We start from the raw sequence: 1,248 nt of genomic DNA, 5'->3' as shown, positions 1-1,248 counted from the left end.
GATGTTCCGAGCCGCGGTGCTGGACATGCTGAGCGGCTGGGGCGGGCGCCCGAGCCGCACCGACGTCGTGATCCCGCCCACCCGCGCCCAGCAGGCCGGTGGCGCCGATGGAGAGGGGGCTCCCGGAGAAGGAAGGTATGGCGGCAATGGCGCTGCAGAGGAACGCGGCACCACCGTGTCGGCCTCCCCCATGGCCCGTACCTTACCGCAGCAGGTTCTGGTGCCGGCCGGGCGTGGTATCTACGCCCACACCGTCGTGGCGGTGAACTCCGACACCGGGGGCCCCATCGTGCTGCAGGCCGATAGCGGCCCGATCGCGGGTGACCGGCTGATCGGCACCTTCGGCAGGGCCGGCAGCAGCGATCTCCTGGTCGTGCGCGTGCAGAGCCTCGTCCACAACGGTCAGAGCATTCCGGTGGACGGTGTGGTGATCGCGCCCGACAGCATGGAGACGGCCGTCGCGACCAGCGTCGACCAGCACTATTTCAGCCGCTTCATCCTGCCGGCGGCGGCAGCCTTCGTGCAGGGCCTGGGACAGGCGATCGCCACCACGTCGAACACGCAGTCCGTCCTCAGTCCCTTCGGGGGAGCAGCCTACTCGACGCACCTCAACATCGACCAGCAGCTCGGCGTCGCGGCGGGCGTGGCCGGGGCACGGGTCGGTGCCGCGCTGAACCAGGCTGCGCCGCGCGGCCCAACCGTGAATCTCGGCGCCAATGCCGGTGTCGGCATCATGTTCCTCACCAATGTGAGCGTTCCGCAGCGCTGAGAATAGCCGTCCCCGTTCGCACCACGCCCGACGATCCTGTGGCGAGCCCTCAACCGCAGGATCGTCATGGACACGCATATCGAGCATACCCTGCCTCGTCCCTTCGGCCGTCCGGAACTGACCCTGCCGGGCGAGGACGAGGATGTGTTGTCCACTCTGCGCGCCGAGTCGACAGACCGGCCCGGAGCGGTCTTGGATAACGGGAGCATCCAGGGCGACAAGGCGGCCGTGCCAGGCGACGACCTTCAGGATGGGGTGGCCGCCGCCGAGCTGGCGCAGGCACCGGCCAAGTGCCCGCGCAGTCGCCGCAACGTTCTGATGGCCGGTGCGGCGATTGCCGTGGTGCTCGTGGCAGCCGGCGGGGTGTTCCTGATTTCGCCCTACAATCACGTTGCCTGGCTGGGCGGCCACCCTCGCCCTTCGGCCTCCCTCGCGGCCTGTCTCTTGATCACATCTACGCACAGCTCCACCGTAAGGCG

At 69.1% G+C, this 1,248-nt stretch carries 2 protein-coding genes; both read left to right on the top strand.

Annotated features, from left to right (window positions below; all coding sequences use genetic code 11):
- On the top strand, positions 1-769 hold a 769-nt coding region (locus tag ROTAS13_RS24650; RefSeq protein ID WP_083755708.1), incomplete at its 5' end, for a DotG/IcmE/VirB10 family protein.
- A 66-nt stretch (positions 770-835) separates the two neighbouring features.
- On the top strand, positions 836-1,248 hold a 413-nt coding region (locus ROTAS13_RS24645), incomplete at its 3' end, for a hypothetical protein (RefSeq protein WP_139323575.1).

The sequence above is a fragment of the Roseomonas sp. TAS13 genome, from assembly GCF_001950415.1.
Taxonomy (GTDB): domain Bacteria; phylum Pseudomonadota; class Alphaproteobacteria; order Acetobacterales; family Acetobacteraceae; genus Roseomonas; species Roseomonas mucosa.
The sequence above is the reverse complement of the archived record's forward strand: the minus strand, read 5'-3'. Positions and strand labels throughout refer to the sequence as shown.